This is a genomic window from Gordonia sp. NPDC003425, assembly GCF_053588635.1.
Genome location: NZ_JBSFQI010000011.1, coordinates 14,753 through 34,381 on the forward strand (window position 1 = coordinate 14,753; position 19,629 = coordinate 34,381).

18 protein-coding genes are annotated in these 19,629 nt (G+C 68.0%); 8 read left to right on the forward strand and 10 right to left on the reverse strand.

All coding sequences use genetic code 11. The features are described 5' to 3' along the window. Positions 1-114: 114 nt before the first annotated feature. Entirely contained in the window at positions 115-1,074 is a 960-nt protein-coding gene (locus ACWDTD_RS13975) for an alpha/beta hydrolase (RefSeq protein WP_449747720.1), read from the reverse strand. A 336-nt stretch (positions 1,075-1,410) separates the two neighbouring features. On the opposite strand from ACWDTD_RS13975, the gene ACWDTD_RS13980 reads away from it, so the two are divergent. The 6 genes from ACWDTD_RS13980 to ACWDTD_RS14005 all read left to right on the forward strand — a co-directional run bounded on the left by ACWDTD_RS13980 (position 1,411) and on the right by ACWDTD_RS14005 (position 10,088). After that, positions 1,411-3,075: an FAD-binding dehydrogenase gene (locus ACWDTD_RS13980; RefSeq protein WP_449747721.1), complete on the forward strand. Its 1,665-nt coding sequence runs from the start codon at positions 1,411-1,413 to the stop codon at positions 3,073-3,075. Between the two features lie 69 nt (positions 3,076-3,144). After that, entirely contained in the window at positions 3,145-4,191 is a 1,047-nt protein-coding gene (locus tag ACWDTD_RS13985; protein ID WP_449747722.1) for a Dyp-type peroxidase, read from the forward strand. A gap of 40 nt (positions 4,192-4,231) precedes the next feature. Further along, the gene (locus tag ACWDTD_RS13990; protein ID WP_449747723.1) at positions 4,232-5,032 is read left to right on the forward strand and encodes a family 1 encapsulin nanocompartment shell protein; all 801 of its coding nucleotides are present in this window, start codon (positions 4,232-4,234) and stop codon (positions 5,030-5,032) included. A gap of 15 nt (positions 5,033-5,047) precedes the next feature. After that, positions 5,048-6,331, forward strand: coding sequence for an acetyl-CoA hydrolase/transferase family protein (locus ACWDTD_RS13995; RefSeq protein ID WP_449747724.1), 1,284 nt, complete (start codon positions 5,048-5,050; stop codon positions 6,329-6,331). A 77-nt stretch (positions 6,332-6,408) separates the two neighbouring features. Next, positions 6,409-8,142 (forward strand): ABC transporter ATP-binding protein, encoded by a 1,734-nt coding sequence (locus ACWDTD_RS14000; protein WP_449747725.1) that lies wholly within the window; start codon positions 6,409-6,411, stop codon positions 8,140-8,142. Beyond that, positions 8,139-10,088 carry an ABC transporter ATP-binding protein gene (locus tag ACWDTD_RS14005; protein WP_449747726.1) on the forward strand — a complete coding sequence of 650 codons (1,950 nt, stop codon included), beginning with the start codon at positions 8,139-8,141 and terminating at the stop codon, positions 10,086-10,088. The genes ACWDTD_RS14000 and ACWDTD_RS14005 overlap by 4 nt, the downstream gene beginning before the upstream one ends. Before the next feature lie 103 nt (positions 10,089-10,191). Here the strand turns inward: ACWDTD_RS14005 and ACWDTD_RS14010 are convergent, their stop codons facing one another. From ACWDTD_RS14010 to rnhA, 8 genes are all read right to left on the reverse strand, one after another. Further along, positions 10,192-11,142: a hypothetical protein gene (locus tag ACWDTD_RS14010; protein WP_449747727.1), complete on the reverse strand. Its 951-nt coding sequence runs from the start codon at positions 11,140-11,142 to the stop codon at positions 10,192-10,194. 125 nt (positions 11,143-11,267) lie between these two features. Continuing rightward, on the reverse strand, positions 11,268-11,939 hold the full coding sequence (locus ACWDTD_RS14015) for a hypothetical protein (RefSeq protein WP_449747828.1): 672 nt from the start codon (positions 11,937-11,939) through the stop codon (positions 11,268-11,270). A gap of 122 nt (positions 11,940-12,061) precedes the next feature. Continuing rightward, a complete protein-coding gene (locus tag ACWDTD_RS14020) occupies positions 12,062-12,853 on the reverse strand; it encodes an SDR family oxidoreductase (protein ID WP_449747829.1) in 792 nt (263 codons plus the stop codon). A 66-nt stretch (positions 12,854-12,919) separates the two neighbouring features. After that, positions 12,920-13,903: an aldo/keto reductase gene (locus tag ACWDTD_RS14025; RefSeq protein WP_449747728.1), complete on the reverse strand. Its 984-nt coding sequence runs from the start codon at positions 13,901-13,903 to the stop codon at positions 12,920-12,922. Next, the gene (locus tag ACWDTD_RS14030) at positions 13,900-14,367 is read right to left on the reverse strand and encodes a MerR family transcriptional regulator (protein ID WP_449747729.1); all 468 of its coding nucleotides are present in this window, start codon (positions 14,365-14,367) and stop codon (positions 13,900-13,902) included. The genes ACWDTD_RS14025 and ACWDTD_RS14030 overlap by 4 nt, the downstream gene beginning before the upstream one ends. Positions 14,368-14,397: 30 nt before the next feature. Beyond that, positions 14,398-14,898 (reverse strand): gluconokinase, encoded by a 501-nt coding sequence (locus ACWDTD_RS14035; protein ID WP_449747730.1) that lies wholly within the window; start codon positions 14,896-14,898, stop codon positions 14,398-14,400. A gap of 2 nt (positions 14,899-14,900) precedes the next feature. Continuing rightward, positions 14,901-15,854: a D-isomer specific 2-hydroxyacid dehydrogenase family protein gene (locus tag ACWDTD_RS14040; protein ID WP_449747731.1), complete on the reverse strand. Its 954-nt coding sequence runs from the start codon at positions 15,852-15,854 to the stop codon at positions 14,901-14,903. Further along, positions 15,851-16,357, reverse strand: coding sequence for a ribonuclease HI (rnhA, locus tag ACWDTD_RS14045; protein WP_449747830.1), 507 nt, complete (start codon positions 16,355-16,357; stop codon positions 15,851-15,853). The genes ACWDTD_RS14040 and rnhA overlap by 4 nt, the downstream gene beginning before the upstream one ends. Positions 16,358-16,435: 78 nt before the next feature. On the opposite strand from rnhA, the gene ACWDTD_RS14050 reads away from it, so the two are divergent. Continuing rightward, positions 16,436-17,209, forward strand: coding sequence for a methyltransferase domain-containing protein (locus ACWDTD_RS14050; protein WP_449747732.1), 774 nt, complete (start codon positions 16,436-16,438; stop codon positions 17,207-17,209). An 11-nt stretch (positions 17,210-17,220) separates the two neighbouring features. Here the strand turns inward: ACWDTD_RS14050 and ACWDTD_RS14055 are convergent, their stop codons facing one another. Continuing rightward, positions 17,221-18,435 carry a citrate synthase gene (locus tag ACWDTD_RS14055; RefSeq protein ID WP_449747733.1) on the reverse strand — a complete coding sequence of 405 codons (1,215 nt, stop codon included), beginning with the start codon at positions 18,433-18,435 and terminating at the stop codon, positions 17,221-17,223. 53 nt (positions 18,436-18,488) lie between these two features. Between ACWDTD_RS14055 and ACWDTD_RS14060 the strand changes: the two genes are divergently transcribed. Beyond that, positions 18,489-19,622, forward strand: coding sequence for a citrate synthase (locus tag ACWDTD_RS14060; protein WP_449747734.1), 1,134 nt, complete (start codon positions 18,489-18,491; stop codon positions 19,620-19,622). The last annotated feature ends 7 nt before the right edge of the window (positions 19,623-19,629 follow it).

A 19,629-nucleotide genomic window follows, 5' to 3' on the forward strand; every position in this document is an offset into this window, starting at 1 on the left:
CTCAACCAGCGGGGGCGGTCGAGCAGCGCGGGGCACGACAAACGCGAGGGCCGGTGATCGATCCGATCACCGGCCCTCGCGTTATCGACTGCGCTCAGCAGTCCCCGTTGCCTCTCAGAAGAAGGCGGGGCGGAACGTGGTGTTCCACGACTGCTTGAAGTCGTTCTGCCAGTAGTCCCACCAGTGCACACCGTCGCCGGTGATGTGGGTGGTGAGCTTGACGCCCGGCACGACGGCGACGCGCGGGATGTAGAGCTGGCTGCTCACCGACGCTGCGACCTCCAGCGGCACCATCTGCGAGAACTTCACCGGGTCGAAGTTGGCGCTGCTCGGGTTGACCGAACTGTCGTACCGGCTGCCGAGTCCACTACCGGCAGAGACGTAGACCCAGTGGTTGGCGAGGTTGTTGGCACTCAGGAACGGATCGTTCTGGAACCACTGACCTCCCGGGTAGAAGCCCCACATGTTGTTGGGATCGCCGCCCATGACCCCCACCGAGGCTTGGATGCCCTGGGTGAATCCCGGGGCGGTGACGGTCGGGTAGCCGCTGTAGGAGGCGACGGCCCGATAGAAGCCGGGGTGCCGCGAGGCCAGGTTCAGCGCCGACGTCCCCGACATCGACAGGCCGGCGATTCCGTTGCGGACATTGTCAGAGTTGTGGCGGGCCTTCATGTAGGCCGGGAGCTCACGGGTCAGGAAGGTCTCCCATTTGACGACGCCGAGCTTCGGGTCGGAACGCTCCCAGTCGCTGTAGAAGCTGCCGCCACCACCGAACGGGATGACGAGGTTGGTGCCCTTGCCGAGCATGAAGCTGTCGGCGCCGGTGTTGTTCTGCAGCCAACCGCTGGTGTTGTTCGGCGCCCGGAGTCCGTCGAGCAGATACAGGGTGGGCTTGGGACCGCTGCCCCCGCCGTCGACAATCCGCACCGCGATACTGCGGTGCATCGCGGCCGAGTAGACCATCTCGGTCTGCCCGGCGGCATGGGCTTCGGGAGCGACGGCCATGGTCACACCGGCGATGGCGGCGACGGCGGCCACTCCGGCAACGAGGCGCTTTCGCGCACGGGTCAACATGTGTGATGAATCCTTACGATCTCGACCCGAGCGGGCCGTGTCCATACGGGCAACGACGGTGGGGAGCGTGGACATCTGCCGGAGTGCTCCCCGACGCACGCGAGTGTAACGGGTCGATAACACACCGGCAAAAGCAGACGAGGACGCCGAGATCGTGCACAGGCATGCCCAAGATGCTTCCCTACACGCCTCACCTGGGTCGATACCGGTACTGCGTCACTTGTGTCACAGGACCACCCCAGCCGGTTCTCATGAAAACCACATCCCGGCCCCGACCCCTTTTCGGCCCGGGTGCGGCGCGCTAGGGTCGGATTCCAGAGCAACAGGGGGTCGCACGTGACGACAACATCGCAGGCCGACGCCATCGTCGTGGGTTCGGGACTGGCCGGACTGGTGGCCACCTACGAATTGACCAGAGCGGGACGCACAGTGGTCGTCGTCGACCAGGAGAATCGCAACAACCTCGGTGGTCAGGCGTTCTGGTCGCTGGGTGGGCTCTTCCTGGTGGACACCCCCGAGCAGCGTCGTCTGGGCATCCACGACTCCGCCGAACTCGCCCTGCAGGACTGGATGGGGTCGGCCGGTTTCGACCGCGAGGACGAGGATTACTGGCCCCGACAATGGGCCCGCGCGTACGTCGACTTCGCCGCGTCGGAGAAACGGCAGTACCTCAATGACCTCGGGCTGCGGGTCACCCCGGTGGTGGGCTGGGCCGAACGCGGCGGCGGTTTCGCCGACGGCCACGGCAATTCGGTGCCGCGCTTCCACATCACCTGGGGCACCGGGCCCGAGGTGGTCCGCGTGTTCGCCGACCCCGTACTCGAGGCCGAGAAGCGCGGTCTGGTCGAGTTCCGCTTCCGTCACCGGGTCGACGAACTCATTGTCGAGGACGGCGCGGCGGTGGGTGTGCGCGGCGCCGTGCTCGCGCCCACCGACCTCGACCGTGGCCGTGCGTCGAGCCGCGACGTGGTCGGCGACTTCGACCTCCGCGCGGGCGCGGTGATCGTGACCACCGGCGGCATCGGCCACAATCACGAACTGATCCGCAAGAACTGGCCGGTCGACCGCCTCGGCGAAGCACCCCGGCACATGATCTCGGGGGTCCCCGCCTACGTCGACGGGCGGATGCTCGGCATCGCCGAGACGGCAGGGGCCAGCCTGGTCAACCGGGACCGGATGTGGAACTACACCGAGGGCATCCACAACTGGGATCCCATCTGGCCCGACCACGCGATCCGCATCATCCCCGGACCGTCATCGTTGTGGCTCGACGCCAACGGCAACCGCCTCGCGCCGCCCAACTTCCCCGGCTTCGACACCAACTCGACGATGCGGGAGATCCTCAAGACCGGCCACGACTACTCGTGGTTCATCCTCACCGAGTCGATCATCGAGAAGGAATTCGCCCTGTCGGGGTCCGAGCAGAACCCCGACCTCACCGGCAAGGACCTCAGGTTCGCCGCCAAGAGCCGCCTGGCCAAGGGGGCGCCGGGGCCGGTCCAGGCCTTCAAGGATCACGGGTCGGATTTCGTGGTCGCCGACAATCTCGCCGACCTCGTCGCGGGCATGAACGAGATCACCCGTGGCCCCAAACTCGACCTCCAGCACGTCGAACGGGTCATCTCGGCCCGCGACGCCGAGGTGGACAACAAGTACTCCAAGGACGCGCAGCTCGCGGCGATCACCAACGCGCGGCAGTATCTCGGCGACAAGCTGGTCCGCGTCGCCAAACCGCACAAGCTGCTCGATCCCAAGCACGGTCCGCTGATCGGGGTGCGCCTGAACATCTTGACGCGCAAGACCCTCGGCGGGCTCGAGACCAACCTCGACTCGGCGGTGATGCGACCGGACGGCTCGGTGTTCGACGGCCTGTTCGCCGCCGGGGAGGTCGCCGGTTTCGGCGGTGGCGGGGTGCACGGGTACAACGCGCTCGAAGGCACCTTCCTCGGCGGCTGCATCTTCTCGGGCCGGGCCGCCGGACGGGCCGTCGCCCGGGGGTGACGATCCCGCCCGTGACATGCGACATCCGACCCATGCCGCCGACAACCCGGTTCGACTAGTGTGGTCCGGGTGCCGGTACCGCAGACGATCCTGACACGGAAGACCAAACACGCCCTGTTCCTCGTCCTGCTGATCAACGAGGGTGGTGAGGAGAAGGTCCGCGACATGTTCGCCGACCTCGGGTCGCGGACCAACTCGGTGTCCTCGCGCGCACCGGAACAGGCGCTGGCCGGCATCGTCTCCATCGGTTCGGATGCCTGGGACCGACTGTTCAGCGGCCCGCGCCCCAAAGCCCTGCGCCCCTTCGTCGAGTACGCCGGTGACGTGCACGTGGCACCCGCCACGCCCGCCGACCTGCTGTTGCACCTCAAGGCCGACGCGATGGACCTCTGCTACGAACTCGGCCGGCTGCTGATGACCGAACTCGGCGACGCGGTCACCGTGGTCGACGAGGTGCACGGTTTCCGCTATTTCGACCTGCGCGACCTGATCGGTTTCGTCGACGGCACCGAGAACCCGGTCGGGCAGGCCGCCATCGACGCGATCACCGTCGGCGACGAAGACCCCGCCTTCGCCGGCGGCAGCTACGTCGCCATCCAGCGCTACGTCACCGACTTCGGCTCGTGGAACTCGATCTCCGTGGAAGATCAGGAGGCCGCGATCGGCCGCACCAAACTCGACAACATCGAGATGTCCGACGACGTGAAACCGACGAACTCGCACATCGCCCTCAACGTGGTCGAGGACGCGAACGGCGAGCAGATCGACATCGTGCGCGACAACATGCCCTACGGCGACGTGTCCGGCGCCGGAGAGGCGGGCACCTTCTACATCGCCTACTCCGCCGCCCCGGACGTGACCGAGGAGATGCTGCGCAAGATGTTCATCGGCGACCCGCCCGGCAACTACGACCGCCTCCTCGATTTCACCACCGCGGTGAGCGGCTCCCAGTTCTTCGCCCCCACCGTCGACTTCTTCGACGACCTGCCCGACCCACCCGCGGCCGACGCCGCCCCCGACGAGGACGACTCCCCGACGCCCGCACCCACCGTCGCCGCACCCACGCAGCCGGCCCGACCCGGCGACGGTTCGCTGGGTATCGGCTCGCTGCGTTGACACCCACCCGACCCATCCCCGCCGAATCAGGAGCCCGATCATGAACAACCTGCATCGCGAACTCGCCCCCATCTCCGCATCAGCGTGGGACGCCATCGAGGAGGAGGCGACCCGCTCCTTCAAGCGCAACATCGCCGGTCGACGCCTCGTCGACGTCAAGGGCCCCCTCGGGCTCGAGACGTCGTCGGTGACCCGCGGGCATCGCGCCAAGATCGACTCCCCGGCAGACGGCATCATCGCCTTCCAGCGCACGGTGGCACCGCTGGTCGAGCTGAAGGTGCCCTTCACGGTCACCCGCGACGCCATCGACGACGTCGACCGCGGAGCCGAGGACTCCGACTGGGATCCCGTGGTGGAGGGCGCCCGACAGCTCGCACTCGCCGAGGACCGCGCCATCTTCGAGGGCTACACCGCTGCCGGTATCAGCGGTATCCGCTCGGAGATCACCGCCTCCCCGATCACGCTGCCCGAGGACGTGCGTGACTACCCCGAAGCGTTCAGCCTGGCGCTGTCGACGCTGAAACTCGCCTCCATCGACGGGCCGTATTCGATCGCGCTGTCGGCCGACGTCTACAACCTGGTCAACGAGACCTCCAACCACGGCTACCCGATCCGGCAGCACATCCAGCGGCTCATCGACGGCGAAATCGTCTGGGCCCCAGCAATTTCGGGCGCGTTTGTGTTGTCCACCCGTGGCGGCGACTTCGAACTCACCATCGGCCAGGACGTCTCGATCGGCTACGACTCGCACGACGCCGACGTGGTGAACCTGTACTTCCAGGAGTCGTTCACCTACCTCACCTACACCGGTGAGGCCGCCGTCGCCCTCACCGCCGGCTGAGCGGGTCACGCCGATATGAGCAGTAAACACTCGGTGGTCATGCCGGTGGCTCCCGAGCGGGTGCTCGAGCACATCCCGCCGGGCACCAACATCATCGCCCCGCTCTACGCCGCCGAGCCGTCGTCACTACTCGACGCCGTCGAGGCCGGTAACGAGCAACTCACCGGGGTGCACGTGCACCGGATGAGCGCGATCGAGGAACGCGCCTACATCCGCGGGGAGTTCGGCGACCGGCTACGTCACGTCGACTACTTCCTGTCCCCGGCCACCCGCAAGGCCTTCTGGAACGGCACCTGCGACCTGGTGCCGAGCCACTTCTCGGAGACCCCCGATCTGCTGCGTGCGCTGCGGGGACCCAAACTCGTCATCACCGGCGCCAGCATGCCCGACGAGCACGGCTACTTCTCGCTGGGCACCAACGCCGAATACTGCGCCGCACTGATCGGGGAGATGCCGTTCTTCCTCGAGGCCAACCATCAGATGCCGCACACCTACGGCGAGAACCACATCCACATCAGCCAGATCGTCGGATGGACCGAGGTGGACCGTCCGCTCTTCGAAACACAGTCCGCGAGCGACGATCCCCGCGATCACCGCATCGCCGAGTACATCGTCGACCGCATCCCCGACGGCGCCTGCATGCAGTTCGGCATCGGCAACGTGCCCGACAAGATCGCCGAACTGCTCTCGGGCCATCGCGACCTCGGCATCCACACCGAGGTGATCACCGACGGGGTGATGCGGCTGGTGCAGTCCGGCGCGGTCACCGGCGCCCGCAAGAAACACCACCGCGCCAAGCACGTCGCCACCTTCTGCCTCGGCTCCCGCGAACTCTACGACTGGATCGACCGCAACCCGGGCGTCTCATTGCTGCCCGTCGACCAGACCAACGACCCGCGCCTCATCGGCGACGAACGTCATGTGGTGTCCATCAACGCCACCACCGAGGTGGATCTGATGGGGCAGGCGGCCAGCGAGACCATCGGCGGACGATACTGGTCGGGGTCGGGCGGGCAGGTCGATTTCGCCCGCGGCGCACAGTATTCCGAAGGCGGCCAAGGGTTTCTGGTGACGCGGGCCACCACCTCGAAGGGCAAGAGCCGGATCAGCGCGCAGCTGAGCCCGGGCAGCGTGGTGACCACCCACAAGAACACCATCGACAACGTGGTCACCGAGTACGGGGTGGCCAGCCTGCGTGGCCGGTCGCTGCGTGAACGTGCCGCCGCCCTCATCTCCATCGCGGCCCCCGAGCACCGCGACGACCTCACCCGCGCGGCACGCGAATCCGGTCTGCTCTGACCGCGCGCACTACGGTGCCGGGTTAACCGATCGCCCCTGTCGGCGCAGCTTGATAGCGTCGGACGGGTGACGAGTTCATGCTGACGCGCCTGATCCGGACATACCTCTCGAGGTACCCGGGCCACATGACCGCCGTCGTGGTTCTGCAGGTGATCGCGACGGCAGCGATGCTGTATCTGCCGACGCTCAACGCCGACATCATCGACAACGGCGTCGCCCGCGGCGACACCGACTACATCCTGCGGATCGGCGCCGTGATGCTCGGTGTGACCATCGCGCAGGTGATCTGCACGATCATCGCCCAATACTTCGGGGCCCGCGCCGCACTGGCCACCGGACGCGACATCCGCCACGACCTGCTCCATCGCGTCAACACGTACTCGGCCCGCGAGATGGGAACATTCGGCGCGCCGAGCCTGATCACCCGCACCACCAACGACGTGCAGCAGGTGCAGCTACTGATCGTGATGAGTACCGCCATCCTCGTGATGGCCCCCATCATGTGCATCGGCGGCATCGTGATGGGCGTCCACGTCGGCGGCCGCTTGGCGTGGGTGCTGGTGGTGGCGGTGCCGGTGCTGGCAGTCACGATGACGATGCTGATCCGACGGATGATCCCCGGTTTCCGGGCGATGCAGGAACGCATCGACTCGGTCAACCGGGTGCTGCGCGAACAGATCACCGGCATCCGCGTGGTGCGCGCGTTCGTCCGCGAACGCTTCGAGATCCGGCGTTTCTCCGTCGCCAACGATTCGCTGGCCGACGCGACGCTGCGGGTGGGCCGGCTGCAGGCGCTGATGTTCCCGGCGGTCATGCTGATCACCAACGTCACCATCGTGGCGATCATCTGGTTCGGCGGCTATCAGGTCTCGGCGGGCAACGTCGAGATCGGCGCGCTGTCGGCGATGATCACCTACGTCATGCAGATCATGATGTCGGTGATGATGGCCTCGTTCCTGGCGATGATGGCCCCGCGCGCGTCGGTGTGCGCCGAACGCATCTGCGAGGTCCTCGACACCGAGACGTCGGTGCGTGCCCCCGCCGCGCCGGTGCCCTTCGCCGCCGACCCGTCGACGGTCGAGTTCGTCGACGCCGAGTTCCGCTACCCGGGCGCCGACGATCCGGTGCTGTGCCACATCAACTTTCGCGTGGCCCCCGGAACCACCACGGCGATCGTCGGATCCACCGGATCGGGAAAGACCACCCTGATCGGACTGGTCCCCCGCCTGATCGACGTCACCGCGGGCGCCGTCCTCGTCGGTGGCACCGACGTCCGCGAACTCGACCCCGACGCGCTGCGCGCCCGGATCGGCCTGGTGCCGCAGCGCCCGTACCTGTTCTCCGGCACCGTCGCCGGCAATCTGCGCCAGGGTAAGGCCGACGCCACCGACGACGAGATCTGGGAGGCGCTGCGCATCGCACAGGCCGCCGACTTCGTCGCCGCCATGCCCGACGGACTCGACACCCCGGTCGCCCAGGGCGGCACCACCGTGTCGGGCGGTCAGCGGCAGCGACTCGCGATCGCGAGAGCACTGATCCGCAAGCCATCGGTGTACGTGTTCGACGACGCATTCTCCGCGCTCGACGTCACCACCGACGCGCGGCTGCGCGCCGCGCTGCGCCCGGCCACCGCCGACGCCGCGGTCATCATCGTCGCCCAGCGCATCTCCACCATCGTCGACGCCGATCAGATCGTCGTCCTCAACCGCGGGCAGATCGCCGGCATCGGCCGCCACGAGGAACTCCTCGCCACCAGCGAGACGTATCGGGAGATCGCCGAATCGCAGTTGTCGATCGGGGAACCGGCATGACGCGCGGCGGTCCGGCCGGTCCGGGACCGGGCCGTGGGCCGATGGCGGCAGGCCCGGTGGTGCAGAAGGCCCGCTCGTTCGGCCCCTCGATCAAGCGACTGATCCGGCTGCTGTTCTCCTACCGCGTGTTCATGACGGTCGTCATCACGACGATCGTCGGTTCGGTCATCCTCACCGCGATCGCACCGCGCGTCCTCGGCGACGCCACCAACCTGATCTTCGACGGCGTCGTCGGAAAGATGCTGCCGGCCGGCATCACCAAGGCGCAGGCCGTCGCCGGGCTGCGCGAACGCGGCCAGGACACGTTCGCCGACATGGTGGGTTCGATGAATCTGACACCCGGGGTGGGTGTCGATTTCGCGGCGGTCGGACGGGTACTGACCATCGTTCTGGTGCTCTACGCCGGTTCTGCGGTGCTGTCATGGCTCGGTGCGTACCTGCTGAACAAGGTGGTGGTCGGCACCATCCGCGGCCTGCGCGCCGACGTCGAGGACAAGATCCACCGGCTGCCGCTGCGCTACTACGACACCACCGCACGCGGAGACCTGCTCAGCCGCGTCACCAACGACCTCGACAACCTGTCACAAAGCCTGCAGCAGACCATCTCGCAGTTCCTCAACTCGCTGCTGATGGTGATCGCGATCCTGGTGATGATGATCTGGATCTCGCCGCTGCTCGCGCTCATCGCGGTGATCACCATCCCGCTGGCCGCCGGTGCCACCGCACTCATCGCGAAACGATCCAAGCCGCACTTCATGTCGCAGTGGTCGTCGACCGGCAAGCTCAACGCACAGGTCGAGGAGGCGTTCACCGGCCACGAACTCGTCACCGCCTTCGGTCGCCAGCGCGCGGTGGAGGACGAGTTCGACGAACGCAACGAGAAGCTGTACCAGTCGAGTTGGCGGGCGCAGTTCATCTCCGGGATCGTGATGCCGACCATCATGTTCCTGGGCAACCTGAACTATGTGGCCGTGGCCGTCGTCGGCGGGCTGCGGGTGGCGTCGGGTGCGCTCAGTCTCGGCGAGGTGCAGGCGTTCATCCAGTACTCCCGACAGTTCACCCAGCCGCTCACCCAGATCGGTTCGATGGTCAATCTGCTGCAGAGCGGGGTGGCGTCGGCGGAGCGCATCTTCGACATCCTCGACGCGCCGGAACAGACCCCCGACCCCGTCCATCCAGAGACACCCGCACACGACAGCGGGTTCATCGAGTTCGACGACGTCTCGTTCCGTTACGTCGAGGACAAGCCGCTCATCGAGGACTTGTCGCTGATCGCCCGCCCCGGACACATGGTGGCCATCGTCGGTCCGACGGGTGCGGGCAAGACCACCCTGGTGAACCTCATCATGCGGTTCTACGACGTCGATTCCGGACGGATCATGGTCGACGGCGTGGAGTCGCGCCGGATGACGCGCGACGACCTGCGCGAACGCACCGGCATGGTGCTGCAGGATTCGTGGCTGTTCGGCGGCACGATCTACGAGAACATCGCCTACGGCGACCCCACCGCATCGCGCGAGGAGGTGATGGAGGCAGCACGACTGAGTCACGTCGACCACTTCGCCCGCACCCTCACCGACGGCTACGACACGCTGCTCGACGAGGAGGGCGGCGGCGTGAGTGCCGGTGAGCGGCAGCTCATCACCATCGCGCGTGCCTTCCTCGCCCGGCCCACCATCCTGATCCTCGACGAGGCCACGAGTTCGGTGGACACCCGCACCGAACTGCTGATCCAGAAGGCGATGTCGAATCTGCGTGCCGACCGCACGAGTTTCGTCATCGCCCACCGGCTCTCGACCATCCGCGACGCCGACACCATCGTGGTGATGGAGGACGGGCACATCGTCGAGCAGGGCACGCACGACGAGCTGCTCGCCGCCGAGGGTGCCTACTGCCGTCTCTACCGCAGCCAGTTCGCCGGGCCGGTGGACGCCGAGGTGAGCTGACCGGCGAACCACCGGACACGACAAACGCTGTGGCCGTCGAAGAACGCGCAGCTTGCACGCCCAGCGTTCTTCGACAAACCGAGCGTTTATCCGTCGGATGTATTCACCCTGCCGCCATGAGGTCGAACCGGTCCAACCATTCCCGAAGCATGGCCGCCACGCGCCCGGCTTCGAGGTCTTTCCAGGTGAACCGCACGACCATGACGTCCATTCGGCGCAGCGCATCCTCTCGTTCCTTCTCCCGCTTGACCACGTCGGCACGGGACTCACCGGGCCGGAGCAGCTTGCCGTACTTGATCTCACCGTCGAACTCAGCAACCAGCCTGCCGTCCCAGTCGTAGTCGGTGCGGGCGACGAACCGGTCGTTCTCGTCGAAGAAGGTGTGCTGTAGCCGGGGAACCGGCAGGCCCGCCTCGATCATCTGTGCCCGCCCCCATGACTCGCCGGGATTCTCTGCCCTCCCGTCCGCATAGCCGAACGCCAGCCGGGCACACTCGACCCCCCGTCTCCGCTGCTCGAGCAGCCGGGCGATCTCGCCGGGATCGGCACCCAGCCGCAGCGCCGAATCGAAGACCGCCAGTGCCCCGGCGAACTTCATGGCGGTCGTGCAAGCGACGTCCACCGCGGTCCGCTCCAGGCTTGTCACCTGGATGCCGCGTACCTGGGTGCGTTCGCCGGCTGGGACGACGCCCACGCGAACGTGACGATGGCGATCCTTGTGCCCTCCCGAGCGGCGTCCGATGATGATCTGGGCTCGCCCGAGTTCGGGCTTGAGCATCTCGATGCCCAGCAATGTCGCCGCCGATTGATGGCTCACCACCACGTCGTCACCGGCCGACAGGTAGGTCGCGATCGCCAGCAGACGATGGTTGTCGGCGGGTGTGCGGTCCATCGCTCGCACGAAGATGCCGCGCACCACCTTCCGCAACTCGCCGCGGGCGACCGCCGCGGACAGCTCGTAGTCGGTGAAGCCGCCGGCGTGTGCCAGGCCGCGATGGATCAGTCCGTGGCGGTCCGTCGGATACCGGGGATCGGTGGTGGAGGTGAGTGTCATACCGGCTTCGACGCATCTGCGGTGCGCTCGGTGCCATCGGCCTCACTCGCTCGGCTTGTCGAAGAACGCGCAGCTTGCACCCTCAGCGTTCTTCGGTAGCCATAGCGTCGAGACGGGGAACGGGGTCAGGCCTCGCGGCCGCGTTCGAGTTCCCCGGCGATGCGCTGCTCGAGTTGGGCGGCCGCGGGAGCCGGCACGTCGATGAGCCCGTCGAGTTCCTGACGTGCCTTGCGGTAGGCGGCCTGCCGTTCGGCGGGTGTGGCGGCGTTGTCGGCAGCCACCCCGATCAGCTTGCGGGCCCGATCCAACGACTCCCGTTCGATCGGCGAGAAATCGGACTGCTTACGACGACGCGCTTCGCGCTCGGCGGCATCGAACGCCGCGGCGTAATCGCCGACGGCCTCCCGGTAGCGCTCGAACTCGGTGGGGTCGAGGGGCGCATCCGCCGACTCCGGCCGCAGGTCGTCGGCGCGCACCTTGGCGCGATGGAACGCCAGCGTCATCGGTTCGCGCATGTCGATCATCATCGGGAATTCGATGAGCGTGGCCAGATCCAGCTCGTAGCGGAACCACCGTTCGTCCACGGCCGCCTGGCGATCCATCACCCGCGAGACCGCGGCCTTGTCGGCCTGGGTGAGGCGAAGCTGCTCGGTGCGGGCGTTGGCCTTGACCCGGGCCAGTTCGATCTTGTCGCGCCGACGCCTCTCGTTGTAGGCGGAGATCGACTTCGCCCAGCCGCCGCCGACACCGCCGAAGACGAACACCAGCCACCAGTAGTTGCCGATGAAGTCCATCATTCCGCCCACCACACAACTCTACCGATCGGCGAGAACGGTTAACCTGCGAAGATGTCCGATTCGCAGGCACCCGGTCATCGTCTTCGACTACGACGAGACGGTGCGTGAAGCCCTCGCTGACGTCAGAGGTCGGGGATGGGCAACTCCAGGTTCGGCGCGATGATGCCGCCGTCCACTTCGAGGATCTTGCCGGTCATGTACGCGCCGGCGGGTGAGGTGAGGTAGAGCGCGGCGGCCGCCACGTCCTGCGGGTCGCCGAGGCGGTGCAGCGGTGTGGCCTTCTCCACCGCGGTGCGCATCGTGTCGTCGCCGGCGACGATGTCGAGCGCGGAGGTGTGGATCGCGCCCGGTGCGATCGCGTTCACGCGGATTCGCGGGTTGAGGTCCATGGCGGTCAGTCGGGTGTAGTGCGCGAGCGCGGCCTTCGCGGTGCCGTAGGCCACGAACGCGCGGCCGGGCAGTCGTCCCATGGCCGAGGTGATGTTGAGCACCGACCCTCCGCCCGCGGTGGCCAGCATGTGCGGGACCGACGCGGTGAGCAGGGCGTGGGCGTTGACCACGTTGAAGACGAAGGCGTCGGCGAGGTGCTCGGGTTTGGTGTCGAGCACCGGGCGGGGCAGCGCACCACCCACGTTGTTCACCACCGCGTCCAGGCGCCCGAACGCCTCGACCGCCACACCGGCCAGTGCTGCGGCCTTCTCGGGGTCGGACAGATCGGCCGCCACCACCCGGGCGCGTCTGCCCCGGTCGGCCACCTCGGCGGCCACCTGCTCGAGTTCGGGTTCGCTGCGTGCGCAGATCACCACGTCGGCACCGGCCTCGGCGAACGCGATGGCGATGGCCGCCCCGAGGCCGCGGCCCGCTCCGGTGACGACGGCGACGGTGTCGTCGAGCCGAAATCTGTCCAGGATCACACCGGTCAGGGTGCCACCGATCACGGCTCGACGAGAACGTGTTCCATTATTCGGTTGCGGGGTGGTTCAGCGGTTGACCCAACTCATGTCCGGGTAGCGGTCCCCGGAGGGTTCCAGGGCCGACAGTCGGGCGAGTTGGGCCCCCGTCAGTTCCACCCCCGATGACCCGACGTTCTCGTCGAGGTAGCGGCGTCGCTTGGTGCCGGGGATCGGCACCACGTCGTCGCCCTGGGCGAGCAACCAGGCGAGCGCCACCTGCCCGGCGGTGGCGCCGACCTCGGCGGCCACCGACCGCACCTCGTCGACGAGCTCCAGATTCGCGGCCAGGTTGTCGCCCTGCCAGCGCGGCAGCGTGGTCCGGAAATCGCCGGCGGCCGGTGTGATCGCGGCACCGGTGAGCATGCCGCGGCCCAGCGGGCTGTAGGGGACCACGGTGGCCCCGACCTCTCGCGCCGCCGGGAGTACGTCGGTTTCGATGTCGCGGCTGAAGATCGACCACTCCGATTGCAGGGCCGCGATCGGATGCACCGAAGCAGCGCGCCGCAGATTCTCCGCCGACGCCTCCGACAATCCGATCGCCCGCACCTTCCCGGCCGCGACGAGTTGCGCCATCGCCCCGACGGTCTCCTCGACGGGGACGTCCGGGTCGATCCGGTGCAGGTAGTACAGGTCGATGACGTCGATGCCCAGCCGCCGCAGCGACGCGTCCACGGCCGTGTGGACATAACTCGGCGACCCGTCCACCTTGCCGGTGGGATACCCGGTGTCGGGGTCGACCAGTATGCCGAACTTGGTGGCGAGCACAACCTCGTCGCGGCGGTCGGCAAGCACCGTCGACAACAGCCGTTCGTTGTCGCCGCGCCCGTACATGTCTGCGGTGTCGAGAAGATTCACCCCGATGTCGAGGGCGTGGTGCAGCGTTGCGATCGACTCGGTGTCGTCGGCGGTGCCGTAGGCGAAACTCATTCCCATGCAACCCAAGCCGAGTGCGGAGACCTCCAGGTCTCCGACCCTGCGCCGGGCGCCTGAGACGGCGGGACGATTACTCACGGTTGGGCCCTTCCTCCGTAGGTGGCGATCTTGTACTCGGTGGCGGCCAGCGAGAGCCGCAGTTCGGCGATCTGACGGCGGATGATGTCGCGGTGTTCGAGCAGCATCTCGAGCCGTTCGGGTACGGTGCCGTCGCCGTCGTCGACGAGCTGCACGTAGTGCTGGAGATCGCGGATCGCCATGCCCGACAACCTCATCCGGGAGATGAACACCAGCCGGCGCATGGCATCGGCGTCGTAGACGCGGTTACCGCCGGCGTCACGGTCGACGGTGACCAGCCCCGCCCGCTCGTAGTAGCGCAGAGTGTGCGGCGACACGTCGAGGATGTCGGCGGCCTCGGCGACGCCCAACGGTTCGGTGATGTCGGGCATGGCCACCAACTCGTGGATCACCTCCACCGACATCGGCCCGTCGATCTCGTCGAGGGCGGCCAACGCCTTGCGCATGAGGCGATCTGTGCTCATGACATCCGACGCTAGGCCTTCGAGCGCGCTCTAACGCAAGAGGTGATCGACGACCTCGGCGACGACGTCGTCCATCGGCCTCTCGGCGCGCACCGTGATTCCCGGTTCGTCGCGGCCCAGCGGCTGGTAGGTGGCGAACTGGGAATCGGCGAGCGACGCGGGCATGAAATGGCCGGGCCGGTGTTTCAGCCGTGCGGTCACGTCGTCGTGGCCGATGTCGAGCATCACGAACCGGGTGGTCGGCGCGGCGCGGCGCAGCCGGTCGCGGTAGCTTCGCCGCAACGCCGAGCACGCCATCACCCCGCCCGCCGGGTGATCGGCGAGCCACGTGCCGACCGCGGTGAGCCAGGGTCGGCGGTCGACATCGGTGAGCGGGATGCCCGCACGCATCTTCTCGATGTTCGACGGCGGATGCAGATCGTCGGCGTCGGCGAACGGCACGGCCAGCACCGCGGCGAGTGCCCCGCCCACGGTGCTCTTGCCGCACCCCGACACCCCGGCGACCACGATCGGCCCGACGCTCGACGTCACACTCAGTAGTCGCGTCCGGGCGACACCACCGACGCCATCTCCTCACCCGCGATGAAACGACGCATGTTCTCGGCCACCCAGGGCGCCAGTTCGCGCGTCAGCCCGGAGGTGGGGTTGGCGATGTGCGGGGTGATGATCACGTTGGGCAACGTCCACAGCGGGTCGTCCGGTGACGGCGGTTCGGGATCGGTGACATCCAGTGCGGCACCGGCGATCTCACCGCCGCGCAGCGCCCAGTAGAGGGCTTCCTGATCGACGAGCGGCCCCCGTGCGACGTTCACCACCCACGCGTGCGACGGCAACTGCGCCAACGATTCCGCATTGATCAGGTGATGGGTCTCGGGTGTGGCGGGAGCGGTGAGGATCACGTGGTCGGTGGCCGACCACACCTCGTCGGTCCGCGACGACGGGAGGGTGCGGTCGGCGCCGGCCACCTCCCGGCCGGAATGGTTGACGGCGAGAACCTTTGTGCCGCAGGCCTTGAGCCGTGGGACGAGAGAGCGTCCGATGCCGCCCGCGCCGATGATCGCGACCGTCGAGCCGTGCAACGAGCGCACCGCGGTGTCGATGGGTTCCTTGGCCCAATGCCGCAGCACCGAGGTGTTGATCTGACGCAGACCCGCCAGCAGCAGGGTCAGTGCGTGCTCGGCCACGTTCTCCGCGTAGAAGCCCGACGCGTTGGTCCACACACGTTTGTCGTCGAGCACGTCCGCGTCGACGAACTCTTCGATGCCAGCCGTTTTCAGTGCCACCCACGCCACCTCGTCGGGTAGGTGCGGAAAGCCGTCGGCTCCGCCGATCCATACCAGCACGCGGGCCTGATCCAGCGGCACCACCCGGCCCCCGGCGCTCTCGATCGCGGCGAGCAGATGCTCGTCGCGGTCGGGTTCGAGCGCAACCGGCAACGGGTCGGTGCGCTCAGCGCCCGAACCGGAATCGGTTGCGCCGCCAGTCATGTGTCGCGACCTGCGATCCGTTTGGCCGCATCGGTGGCCAGGGTGTCGGCGATCTCGTTGTAGTGGTCGCCGGCGTGGCCCTTCACCCACCGCCACGTCACCCGATGCGGCTTCTCCTCCTCGATGAGGCGACGCCACAGGTCGGCGTTCTTAACCGGCTTCTTGTCGGCGGTCTTCCACCCGTTGCGCTGCCAGCCCGCCACCCACTTGGTGATGCCGTTGCGCACGTAGCTGGAGTCGGTGAAGAGGATCACGGTGGAGGGTTTGGTCAACGCGGCGAGACCCTCGATCGCGGCGGTCAATTCCATCTTGTTGTTCGTGGTCTCCGGATCGGATCCGGAGATCTGCTTCTCGTGGCCGCGGTAGCGCAGCACCGCTCCCCACCCGCCGGGGCCGGGGTTTCCCAGGCAGGCGCCATCGGTGGAGATCTCGACGATGTCCGCGGGAGTGGATTGCGCGGCGACGACCGTTTCGTCGGGGATGTCGGCGTGGCCGACGAGCATCTCTGGCACCTCTCGAGGCTACTGCAGCGTTGCGGGATGAAGCTGCGCATCGGCGTCGGGTGCACATAGAGTTGGGTCATGGCCGCCTGGGATCCAGCCCGCTACCTCAAGTTTGCCGACGCCCGCGCCCGCCCCTTCCTGGACCTCGTCGCCCAGGTGCCGATCACCCCGTCGACTGTCGTCGACCTGGGTTGCGGTCCGGGACAACACACCCGTCACCTGCGCGAACGATGGCCGGACGCCCACGTCTTGGGAGTGGATTCGTCGGCGGAGATGATCGAGTCCGCGATCCGGATCAACAGCGATTCGCACGCCAACTACGACGTCGCCGATCTCACCGAGTGGACGCCCGCGGAGCCCGTCGACCTGTTCCTGTCGAACGCGGTGTTCCAGTGGGTGCCCGAGCAGATGTCGGTGATCGGCCGGCTGATCGAGCACCTCACCGACGAGGGGGCGTTCGCGATCCAGGTGCCCAACCAGTCCGGCGCGGCCACCCACCAAGCCCTCACCGATCTGGCCGCCGCCGATCCGTACGCGGAGTACCTGCACTCGGTGCGCAGGCTCCCGGCCTGCCCGCCCGAGCAGTACCTGACGTTCTTCGCCGAGCACGGTTTCGTCGTCAACGCCTGGGAGAGCACCTATCTGCACGTGCTGGCCGACAAGGGCGAGGATCCGGTGTTCGACTGGATCTCGGGCACGGGTGCGCGCCCTTATCTGCTGGCGCTGCCCGACGAGATGCGCGAGGGATTCACCACCGAACTGCGGGAACGGCTGCGCGCGGCATATCCGGCGCAGCCGTGGGGCACGGTGCTGCCGTACCGGCGCACGTTCGCCGTCGCCACCCGCAACTGACAGCCCACCAGTCACACGGGCCGGGGCCGCACTCCGGTGTAGACCCCTTCGGGCCGGAAGCGCAGCGGCGTCTCGTAATACTCCTCGAGGGCATGTGCCGCCCATCCCGCGAGCCGGGCGACGGCGAAGATGGTCTCGGCCGCGTCGGGCCGCATCCGGTACCGCAGGGCGAGTGCGGCCAGCGCGAGGTCGGAATTCACGAACCGTCCGGGGCCCAGTGCCTCGACGACGGTGTCCATCGCCGGCTGCACGCGGGGGTCGCCGCCCGCAGCGGCCCGCATCATGTCCAGCAGTGCGTCCGCGCGCGGATCGCGGTGCCGGTACACCACGTGTCCGGTTCCCGGAATCGGTGTGGCCGCAGACATCTGGCCCGACACCGCCGACGCGGGATCGTCGAGCGCGGTGAGCAGGAAGCGACGGGCCAGCGTGGTGGCCCCGCCGTGCATCGGACCGTCGAAGGCGCCGAGACCCGCGCCGAATGCGGCGTAGATGCTGCCGCGCGCGCTGGCCGCCACCCGCGCGGCCACGGCACCCGCCGACAGGTCGTGATCGGCCATCAGCACCAGTGCCGCGTTGAGGAGGTCCACCGTCTGCGGCGTCGACGGTTCATCGGTGAGCGCCGGCCACAGACGACTCGCGACCGACACCCCCGAGTCCGTGGAATCGAGCGCCGCAACCGCCCCGACGATCACCGTTGCCGCCTTCGCCGCCACCGCGGGCGCGTCGAGGCGGTGACGATACACATCGTCGGAGCCGAGCAGATCCACCGCGAGCCGCACCCGGTCCACACCCCGCCAGCCGGGTCGCGCCACGGTCCGGACCCGCTGTGCCAGGGTCGGATCTGCGGCGACCGGCGTCCACGGCTGCTGCCACAGCAGCGCGGCGACATCCTCGAACCTCGTCGTGCGGGCGAGGTCGACGACGTCGCGGCCCCGGTAGTAGAGGCGATCGTCGTGTAGATAGGTCACCTGGGTGCGGATGCGTTCCACCACCCCGGCAGGTGGCCGGTGGCGGGGACCGCGCAGTGCCGCCTCCACCTCGTCGACGCCGAACACGCTGCCGTCCACACCGTCGATCCGGTGGCTGGTGAGCCTGCCCCTGCTGACGTAGGAGTACACCGTGGACACCTTGACGCCCAACACCTTCGCCACTTGGTCGGTGGTCAGGTAATCGCGTCCGTCGTGCCGGATGGGGGTCGGCCACCGCCGGGTACGAGTGCGCTCCATATCTTGATTGAATCAACATTGACGCACCTCGATCAACACCCGATGGTGGAGTCATGACTCAGCAGGTGATCGCCCCGGCGGGGCTGCAGAACGTGGTGGTGGCCGACACCGAGATCGGTGACGTCCGCGGCGACGAGGGCTTCTACCACTACCGCGAGTACCCGGCCATCGACCTCGCGCGTGGCCGCACGTTCGAGGAGGTGTGGTTCCTCTTCGTGCACGGCCGGCTCCCCGACGCCGACGAACTCGCCGACTTCGTCGCCCTGACCCGTGCCGCACGCGAGATCCCCGACGAGATCGAGCCCATCGTCGCCCACAGCGCCACGTTGGGCGGTGAACGCGACTTCCTCCCCGGCCTGCGCACGGCGCTCTCGGCGATGGCCCCGGCGGTCGGCGCGCGACCGATGTGGGATTGCGACGAGGACCAGCGCCGCGCCGACGCTCTGCAGGTGGCCGCGGTGACGCCGACCATCCTGGCCGCGTTGTACCGCCTTCGCCGCGGCGATACCCCGCTGGTTCCGCACCCCGACCTCGGCGTGGCCGCGAACTGGCTCTACCTGATCACCGGCGAGATCCCGGCGGCCGCGCACGTGCGGGCGATCGAGCAGTATCTCATCGCCACCATCGACCACGGCTTCAACGCGTCGACCTTCACCGCGCGGGTGATCGCGTCGACCGGGGCCGATGTCTACTCCGCGGTGTGCGGGGCGCTCGGCGCGTTCTCCGGGCCGCTGCACGGCGGCGCACCCGACCGCGCGCTCGACGCACTCGACGAGATCGCCGCGCACGGCGATGCACGCGCCTGGGCTCGGGAGCAGGTCGACGCGCGACGCCGGATCATGGGTTTCGGACACGCCGTCTATCGCACCGAGGACCCCCGTTCGCTGTTGCTTCGTGAGATCGCGGTGTCGCTCGGCGGTCCCACCGTCGACGCCGCGGTTCAGGCCGAGACGGCCATCACGGGAGTGCTGCGCGAGGCCCACCCGGACCGTCCGCGCTATGCCAACGTCGAGTTCTACGCGGGTGTGGTGATGCAGAGTTGCGGTGTGCCGCGGTCGATGTTCACCCCCACCTTCGCGGTGAGCAGGGTGGTGGGGTGGTGCGCGAACATTCTCGAGCAGGCCGCCGATCGCAAGATCATCCGTCCGGCCGCGCGTTATGTCGGTCCACCTCCCGCGGTGGGCTGATCCGGCC

Coding starts and splice junctions, on each gene's coding strand:
- ACWDTD_RS14000 (WP_449747725.1), top strand. CDS start 6,409: ATGCTGACGCGCCTGATCCGGACATACCTCTCGAGGTACCCGGGCCAC.
- ACWDTD_RS13990 (WP_449747723.1), top strand. CDS start 4,232: ATGAACAACCTGCATCGCGAACTCGCCCCCATCTCCGCATCAGCGTGG.
- ACWDTD_RS13975 (WP_449747720.1), bottom strand. CDS start 1,074: ATGTTGACCCGTGCGCGAAAGCGCCTCGTTGCCGGAGTGGCCGCCGTC.
- ACWDTD_RS14010 (WP_449747727.1), bottom strand. CDS start 11,142: ATGACACTCACCTCCACCACCGATCCCCGGTATCCGACGGACCGCCAC.
- ACWDTD_RS14050 (WP_449747732.1), top strand. CDS start 16,436: ATGGCCGCCTGGGATCCAGCCCGCTACCTCAAGTTTGCCGACGCCCGC.
- ACWDTD_RS14055 (WP_449747733.1), bottom strand. CDS start 18,435: ATGGAGCGCACTCGTACCCGGCGGTGGCCGACCCCCATCCGGCACGAC.
- ACWDTD_RS14030 (WP_449747729.1), bottom strand. CDS start 14,367: ATGAGCACAGATCGCCTCATGCGCAAGGCGTTGGCCGCCCTCGACGAG.
- rnhA (WP_449747830.1), bottom strand. CDS start 16,357: ATGCTCGTCGGCCACGCCGACATCCCCGACGAAACGGTCGTCGCCGCG.
- ACWDTD_RS14060 (WP_449747734.1), top strand. CDS start 18,489: ATGACTCAGCAGGTGATCGCCCCGGCGGGGCTGCAGAACGTGGTGGTG.
- ACWDTD_RS13995 (WP_449747724.1), top strand. CDS start 5,048: ATGAGCAGTAAACACTCGGTGGTCATGCCGGTGGCTCCCGAGCGGGTG.
- ACWDTD_RS14005 (WP_449747726.1), top strand. CDS start 8,139: ATGACGCGCGGCGGTCCGGCCGGTCCGGGACCGGGCCGTGGGCCGATG.
- ACWDTD_RS14015 (WP_449747828.1), bottom strand. CDS start 11,939: ATGATGGACTTCATCGGCAACTACTGGTGGCTGGTGTTCGTCTTCGGC.
- ACWDTD_RS14040 (WP_449747731.1), bottom strand. CDS start 15,854: ATGACTGGCGGCGCAACCGATTCCGGTTCGGGCGCTGAGCGCACCGAC.